The 7,043-nt window shown below is 68.2% G+C and carries 7 protein-coding genes; 4 read left to right on the top strand and 3 right to left on the bottom strand.

The genetic code is table 11. The features are described 5' to 3' along the window. Window positions 1–138: 138 nt before the first annotated feature. From F0L46_RS22895 to F0L46_RS22905, 3 genes are read right to left on the bottom strand one after another with little or no spacing between them, the layout of a single operon-like run. Window positions 139–618, bottom strand: a complete 480-nt coding sequence (locus tag F0L46_RS22895) for an HNH endonuclease (RefSeq protein WP_149821936.1) — start codon at window positions 616–618, stop codon at window positions 139–141. Beyond that, window positions 611–1,663, bottom strand: a complete 1,053-nt coding sequence (locus F0L46_RS22900; protein ID WP_149821937.1) for an ERF family protein — start codon at window positions 1,661–1,663, stop codon at window positions 611–613. The genes F0L46_RS22895 and F0L46_RS22900 overlap by 8 nt, the downstream gene beginning before the upstream one ends. Further along, window positions 1,647–2,471: a YqaJ viral recombinase family protein gene (locus tag F0L46_RS22905; protein WP_149821938.1), complete on the bottom strand. Its 825-nt coding sequence runs from the start codon at window positions 2,469–2,471 to the stop codon at window positions 1,647–1,649. Before F0L46_RS22905 ends, F0L46_RS22900 begins: the two co-directional genes overlap by 17 nt. A 62-nt stretch (window positions 2,472–2,533) precedes the next feature. On the opposite strand from F0L46_RS22905, the gene F0L46_RS22910 reads away from it, so the two are divergent. The 4 genes from F0L46_RS22910 (at window position 2,534) to F0L46_RS22925 (ending at window position 6,584) form a co-directional block, all read left to right on the top strand. Further along, entirely contained in the window at window positions 2,534–2,806 is a 273-nt protein-coding gene (locus tag F0L46_RS22910) for a helix-turn-helix domain-containing protein (protein WP_149821939.1), read from the top strand. Between the two features lie 279 nt (window positions 2,807–3,085). After that, the gene (locus tag F0L46_RS22915) at window positions 3,086–4,009 is read left to right on the top strand and encodes a hypothetical protein (protein ID WP_210247676.1); all 924 of its coding nucleotides are present in this window, start codon (window positions 3,086–3,088) and stop codon (window positions 4,007–4,009) included. Beyond that, complete coding sequence (locus F0L46_RS22920; protein ID WP_149821941.1) at window positions 4,006–4,989, top strand: hypothetical protein; 984 nt, start codon at window positions 4,006–4,008, stop codon at window positions 4,987–4,989. The genes F0L46_RS22915 and F0L46_RS22920 overlap by 4 nt, the downstream gene beginning before the upstream one ends. 143 nt (window positions 4,990–5,132) lie before the next feature. Then, window positions 5,133–6,584 carry a TadE/TadG family type IV pilus assembly protein gene (locus tag F0L46_RS22925; protein ID WP_149821942.1) on the top strand — a complete coding sequence of 484 codons (1,452 nt, stop codon included), beginning with the start codon at window positions 5,133–5,135 and terminating at the stop codon, window positions 6,582–6,584. Window positions 6,585–7,043: the final 459 nt, after the last annotated feature.

The raw sequence follows: 7,043 nt of genomic DNA on the forward strand, positions 1-7,043 counted from the left end.
CCTCCCTCCGACGCGGGCCACGATCGCGGGTGGGTTGAGGCACCATCCCGGAAGCGGTGCCTCGCGCCCGGGGGCATGACGGGGCCCTGTCCAGGGCAGCCGCCTCCAATCAGGCGCCTGCCCTGCCAACGGGTGCCGTCAGGATTTCGGGTCTTTGCTTCCCTTGCCCGGCAGCCGGACCAAGGGCCGGCTGGGCGGTGTTAGGGCCGGAGGGCGGTCACGTGAGATGGCCGGCCGGTGGTCGAGGCCGATGCTCCGCTGCGTGTTCGTCCACTGCTTGCGCGAGGGCACGCGCCGGCCCGGCACGCGGTCGCCCTGCCGCGCCCGGAAGTCCTGGTGACGCTCGGCCAGGCGCTTCGTGCGCGCGATCTCCTTCAGGTCCTTGGGCGTCTTCTGCTCGTTGCACGTCCAGCAGATCGCCGCCAAGCGGGCCGGATCGTTGGCATTCTCGTGCTCGTCGCGGAGGGCGAGCGGCGGCCGATGGTCGAACACGATGAAGCCCATGATGAGCCGCGTGCCGCAATCGGCACAGCGCCCGTCCTGGCGCAGCATGATCTCGGCCCGAAGCCGGCCCGGCAGCCAGCGGCGTTCACAACGGGGGAAGGGGCGGTCACGCATGGCTCTCTCCAGGGTTCAGTGCTGATGAAGGGGACGGGGTGGCCCCGCCCTCGGCGAGGGTGAAGGCGACCAGAAGGTCGGGATCGGCGCCGAGCGCCTCGGCTCGGGCCAGGAAGTCGGCATCGGCTTGCGCCCGCTCGGTGTCCGACAGCCCCCGCCGGGAGGGCAGGGCCTGCAGGGCGCACGCCAGCAGCGGGTCGGCGCTCGCGCCCGGGCCTGCCCCAGGCTCGGCCGGACCCGTGGACGGCTGTTGATGTGTGGCGGACACGGTGCCGGGAGGGCGCAGTGGCCCACCCCTGGCCCTGGCTGGAGTGCCCCGGCGCCTGCCCCTGAGGGTGCTCTGGCTCACGCTAGCAGGCGCCTGCCAAGCCCGTTTTGCACACGGATCAGCCGCTGGCGGGGTAACAGTGTCACCCCCGGGATTCACACTGTTACCCTGAAAGGTAACACTTGGCCCCTCCGGCGAGGCCACTTGGCGCCCCTGTAACCCCCCTGTCACCCCCACTTGGCCCGGGTGTGACCCCTGTGTAACCCCCGGGGTGTCACCCCCTGTCACCCCACCCCCAAGCCCGCCCGCAGCGGCCCCAGCTTGCCCACCAGCCCGCTCCCAGGCCGGAGCCGCCGCGGGCGCGTCGAGGTCGTCCTCGCCCGCAAGCCCCACGAGCGTGAACAGGCCATACCGGCGGGCATAGGTCAGAGCCGCCCCCATCGCCTGCGGGCTTGCCATGTCGGATAGCCGGCACACCGGCCAGGTCGCCGCAATCCACTCGCCCGACCCGTGCGCGAGCGTGGTGGTGAGCAGGACCAGCCCGCCGTCTCGCTCCACATGCGTGGTCTGCAGCACCGCCAGTTCATGCCGGCACAGCGTCTTGCGCACGATGTCCAGCCCCGCCGAGAGCGGGGCATAGCGGTAGGTCTGCCCCTCGCGCCCCAACCCCCACCGCTCAATGCGGCCCGTCAGCGTCTTGGCCGGGTTGACGAGCTCGGCTTGTGCCTTGGCGAGCGCCGCCGCGAGCTGCGCCAGCCCCTCAGAGCCCGAGCGCATGCGAGCCTCCGTTGCTCATGAGCTCGAAACTGATCGCACCCGCCTTGGAGCGCTTGGCCCTGACCCCGTGGCCGAATGCCTCCCGGGCGTCCTCAGGCACAAGCCCCTTCAGCTCCGCCTTGGCACTCTCGTGCCGCCCATGCGCCTCCCGGGTCTGGGCAAAGACGGACGCGTACTCGGCCCAGGTGTTCGAGAGGCTCATGTCGACCACGCGCACGGCGGGCACCTTGGCCCGGGGCGCCTCGACCCCGAACGGGCGCGGCACCTCGCCCTGCTGCACGCAGCGCCAGAAGATACGCTCCACCTGCAGCAGCACCGTCTGGTACACGGGGTCCGCCTCGACCTCGATGAGCACCCACTTGGCCCCGCCGGTCAGGATCGAGAGGTAGGCGCGCTTGGAGCCTGTCACGAGCATGTTGTGCTGGAGCTGCGCCATGTGCTTGTCGGCTGCGGCCTCTTCCGAGAACGACCAGGGCAGCATGAACTTGGCCTCGTACACGGCCGCCTGCGCCTCGACGAAACCGTCGAGCGTCGCGCCCATCCACTCGTGCCGAGGATGCCGCACGAAGCGCTGCAACCCGCCTAGCGCGTGGCCGGTGTTGCCCTCGAACCAGCGCCGGTTCAGGTCTTCCGTGGCGCAGCCGAACTGGACGAGGAGGTTGCCCGAGAGGTCCTCCGGTTCTGCCTCGCCCCGCTTCTCCTGCCAGAGGCGCACGAGGGCAGCCTCGTCCGTGCTCATGATGGTTCTTGCATCCGAGCCGCCGATATAGGAACAGCGGTCCGGCTTCGAGGCAGCTTGAGGGCTCATCTGTTTCTCCGATTCACTGGATGAGATAACTTACGGAAAAAGAAACTTATAGGCTGGACGGGATGAGTCAACCAGAAACTTACGAAAAAGATAACTTTCAAGCGCCGGCGCTTACCCCGGCGCAGTGCCGTGCAGCTCGCGCGCTTCTGGACTGGACACAAGCAGAACTCTCGTCAAAGTCGGGTTTAAGCGCCGTTTCCATTCGCGCATTTGAGAAAGGTGGTGTAATCAGGGGGAGTAATGCTCGAAAATTGCAGTCGATATTCGAAAGTGCCGGGATCGAATTCATACCTGAGAACGGAGGTGGGGCGGGTGTTCGTCTAACAATGCGGTAATAAAAGCAAATTTACTTAGTTCATTTCTGTGAAATACCTTTCGAGACGATCACTGACGTACACCAGGAGCACCAAGCGTTGTTGGCAGAACGAACCCAACTGCTCGTCTCGGCTCCAGGTTAAAACATAGGCTATCCACGGCAGGGGGCTTGTTGGGCTGAACTGAACCGCCGACACTGGAACGAACGAGGAACGTTCTGGAGTTCGATCGTGATAACCCCCACTCAGGCCCTGCCCAAAGTCCCCCTCTCAGAGGTGCTTCCCCGCCACATCGCCGCCTTGCTTGGCCCGCCGCCCCTCCTGCCAGAGGAGGACGCCGACGCCTACGAGGGCATCCTCCGTCAGCTCAGCCTCTCCCTCGTCCCAGTGGACATCATCGAGTGGCTCGACCTCAAGGAGATCGGCGACCTCTCCTGGGAAGTGATCCGCTACCGCCGCCTGCGCCGGACCTACCTCGCTGGCCGGCAACGCGATGCGATCAACGCCTTCCTCATCAACAGGCAGGAGCCGAAAGGCATCCGCAGAGAGGCTCTCTTTGCAAGCCGAGACAAGCTGATGTCGGCCTGGGCCCGCCGGGAGCCCAAGGCCGTCGAGCGGATTGAGGCCATTCTCCGCCAGTACGGGCGCACGTCCGAAGATTTCAACGCCGAGACCCTCCTCGGCAGGCTCGGCGAGATCGAGCGCTTAGAGGCCCTGATCACGGCCGCTTACGCCCGCCGGAACGAGGCCCTGCGGGAGTTCGAGCGCCGCCGCGACCCCCGCGCGGGCCGCCTCCGCCGCGTCTCTGACGAGATCATCGAGGCCTCCGCCAACGAGCCCGCCCCGAGCCCCGGCCGGGTGTCGAACCCCCGCGACGACGAGCGCCGCCACGAGCGCCTCCATATGGACCGTCGGGCAGCGGTGAACGCGCATTATGACCGCATACAGCGTGGTGAGATCGACGGTGATGATCTTCCGGACGACGTCGACCCCGAAAGCGAGCTCGGTACCTGCGACGGCTCCGACGGCGGGGGGGCTCCAGACGCGCAGAACGAACCCACGCCCCAGCCAGAGCGGCTTGAAGGGGGAGGGCACCAGCAAGCCGCGCGCCCACACACCGATCCCGCTGGCGGAGATAGCGGGGCAGGGGAGGAGGGGGCGTCCCCAGAACGCCCGGGCACCGCGGCCCGAGAGGCTGTAGCCCCTCAGGTGCCGCCCGCGTGACCACTCCCGCCAAGCAGGCCGCCAACCGCCGCAACGCAAAGCGCAGCACCGGCCCCCGCACCGGCGCCGGCAAGGCCCGCGCGAGCCGCAACGCCCTCCGGCACGGCCTCTCGACCGACATCACCCGCGACCCCACCTGGGCGGCCCGCGTCGAGCCCCTCGCGCGGGCCCTCCTCGGGCCGGGTGAGCACGGCCCAGACGCCCTCCACCTGGCGCGCCTTGCGGCCGCCGCGCAGGTCGAGATATGGCGCATCCGGGCGCACCGCACGGCCGTCACAGGCCGCGCTCTGGCCCCCTTGCAGGAGAAGGGCTTCGACGAGGCGGCTGCTCACCCCAGCGCCAGCATTCTCTCCAAAGGTGCACATGATTGTGAATACATGCTTCACGTTTGGTCGTTCATCCGCAGTGAAGAGGCTGATCTCCTGCGGCTGTCGCACCTCAACGGGGTGGAAGGCTGCAAACGCCTGATGGCTAGCGCTGAGCGCAACGTCGCAGCCCTGCGCCGCAACGTGGAGAAACACGAATCGAGCAGGGACGCCGCTCGCCCGTCCCTGGCCGACGCCGAAGGCGCCCTCGCCGATCTGGTCAGGCTGGATCGCTACGAGCGCCGTGCTGCCTCCCGCCGCAGAGCGCTGCTGCGCAACATCCATGCCCGCACGAGTCCACCCGCCACTGACGATCCGCCCCGCGGGCCCCCCGCCTGCCCCTCCGGGCAAGGCCGGCCCCGAACGCGCCCGCCCGCCCGTCCCGTGCGACCGGCTGCCGTCCGGCTCACCGCTGCGGATGTCACGATCGCCGGCTTCGCAAGGCAAATCTTTGGCGCCGCCCCGGACGCGATCCCACGCGAGGACCTCGCGCAACTTGAGGCCCTGTATGACCGCATGTCAGAGGTCCTCGGCTTCCCGCCCAGGCGGACGGCCGGACCGCAATGCACTCCAAGGCCGGCACCCCGCCCAGCCCCGCAGCCGCCCCACGACTGACAGAAAGCTCGCCACTTTTGAGGCGATGTTTGATCGATCTTTAAGGATCTCCCGCAGTCAGGCCGATGTCAGGCATCAGATTAAGGTTTCCGTAGCCGGCAAGGCCCGATGTCTAGCGTACGTCCTTTGTGCTGCGGGCTCCCATGATCAAATACCTTCCCTCCTTCCTGTGCGAGAAGCGCGGCGGGGTCGGTGTGCTCTTCGCTCTCGTCCTGGTTCCCCTGGTCGGCTCCGCCGGAGCCGCCCTGGACTACAACCGCGCCATGAGCCTCCGGGAGACGATGCAAACCGCCGCCGACGGGACGGCGCTCTCGGTCGCGAAGGCCACAGGCGATTTCACGGCCCGCAAGCAGCAGGGGCTCGCCTTCCTCACCAAGCAGCTCCCGCAGCGCGACGGGATCACCTACCAGCCGGCGGTGGAGCAGGTTCTGCAGAACGGCCAGGAATCGGCGGTCCGCGTCACGGTCTCGACGGCCGTGCCGACCACCCTTCTGAGCGTGCTGGGCATCCGCACGGTGCCCGTCGCGGTGGAGTCGCAGGCGACGAGCGGGCGCAACGAGCGCTTCGACGTGGCCTTCGTCCTCGACACCACGGGCTCGATGATGGGCGCCCGCATGACCTCGCTCAAGAGCGCCACGACGGCCCTCATCGACGACTTCATCGCGCGCCGCGGCGACGCGGACCAGATCCACGTCTCGGTGATCCCGTTCGCCCAATACGTGAATATCGGCCTGGGGAACCGCAACCAGCCCTGGCTCGACGTGCCGGCCGACTACCAGACGCCCGTCAAGGAGAAGTGCGAGGACGTGCGCGAGGTCGTGGGCCAGCAGTGCGAGAAGGTCTTCCAGCCCGCGCAGCCCGCCCAGCCGCGCACCTGCTACAACGACGGAACACCCTATTCCTGCGACATCGCAGCCCAGCCCGCCCGCTGGGTCGACCAGTGCACGCCCATCTACGGGAACAACATGGTCAAGCAATGCACCAAGAGCGGCGGCAGCTGGGTGCGCTGGAACGGCTGCGTGGGATCGCGCCCCTATCCCGACGAGACCCGCGACGGCAACTACTCGGTCCGCATCCCCGGCCTGATGAATATCAGCTGCGCCTCGCCTATCCTCGAGCCCACGAATGACCTGAGCCTCGCCAAAAGTCGCATCAACGCCCTGACCACTAACGGCGAGACCTACCTGCCGGCGGGCCTGCTCTGGGGCTGGCGCGCGCTCTCCACCCAGGCCCCCCTCTCGGCCCGGACCGCCCAGGCCGGCTCGCCGGTGAGCCGGAACATGATCCTCGTCACCGACGGCATGAACACGGTCTCGCAGCGCAACCGGAACAGCAAGTTTCACGACGGCAAGAACGCCGCGGAGGCGGACACGATCACCAAGCTCACCTGCCAGAACATGGCGGCCGACACGGCATCGGGCATCCGCCTCTTCACCATCGCCTTCGAGGTCACGGACGCCAACGTCAAGAAGCTCCTGACCGAGTGCTCCACGCTCAACGGCGGAGCCTTTTACGATGCGGCCGACGCGGCTCAGCTCCAGGATGCCCTGAGGAACATCGGCGGCCAGATCTCGAAGCTGCGCATCGCCCGCTGAAGCCACCCGGGGAGGCCGGCCCGGAACGGCGGTCTCCCCACCCCCTCATGCTGAGAGGCTGGCTCATAAGGACGGCCTACCCTCCGTCCTCGTCCTGAGGTGCCCGCCGCAGGCGGGCCTCGAAGGGCGATCCAGGGATCTCCCTCCGGCTCACGCGGGTGGTGCGTGCTTCGAGGCTCGCTCCGCTCGCGCCTCAGCATGAGGGGGACAGGTGCGAACCCTTTCGGGTCACGCTCTGAGGAGCCCGAGCCAGCAGGCGTCTCGAAGCATCACCTCGCCACAGCCGGATGAAGACCCCTGGAGCGCCCTTCGAGGCCGGGCTGCGCTGGGAATCTCGGAGCCCGCCCGCGAGGCCATCCCTCAATAGGTGAGCTCGGCGATCGTGATGCGGTTCTCGGCCGCCGGCCAGGCGCGGGCCACGATGCGCTCCAGGTTGAACACCCCCGCCACCGCCCGGCC

This window comes from Salinarimonas soli, assembly GCF_008386575.1.
Classification (GTDB): domain Bacteria; phylum Pseudomonadota; class Alphaproteobacteria; order Rhizobiales; family Beijerinckiaceae; genus Salinarimonas_A; species Salinarimonas_A soli.

Coding starts and splice junctions, on each gene's coding strand:
- F0L46_RS22895 (WP_149821936.1), bottom strand. CDS start 618: ATGCGTGACCGCCCCTTCCCCCGTTGTGAACGCCGCTGGCTGCCGGGC.
- F0L46_RS22900 (WP_149821937.1), bottom strand. CDS start 1,663: ATGCGCTCGGGCTCTGAGGGGCTGGCGCAGCTCGCGGCGGCGCTCGCC.
- F0L46_RS22905 (WP_149821938.1), bottom strand. CDS start 2,471: ATGAGCCCTCAAGCTGCCTCGAAGCCGGACCGCTGTTCCTATATCGGC.
- F0L46_RS22910 (WP_149821939.1), top strand. CDS start 2,534: ATGAGTCAACCAGAAACTTACGAAAAAGATAACTTTCAAGCGCCGGCG.
- F0L46_RS22925 (WP_149821942.1), top strand. CDS start 5,133: ATGATCAAATACCTTCCCTCCTTCCTGTGCGAGAAGCGCGGCGGGGTC.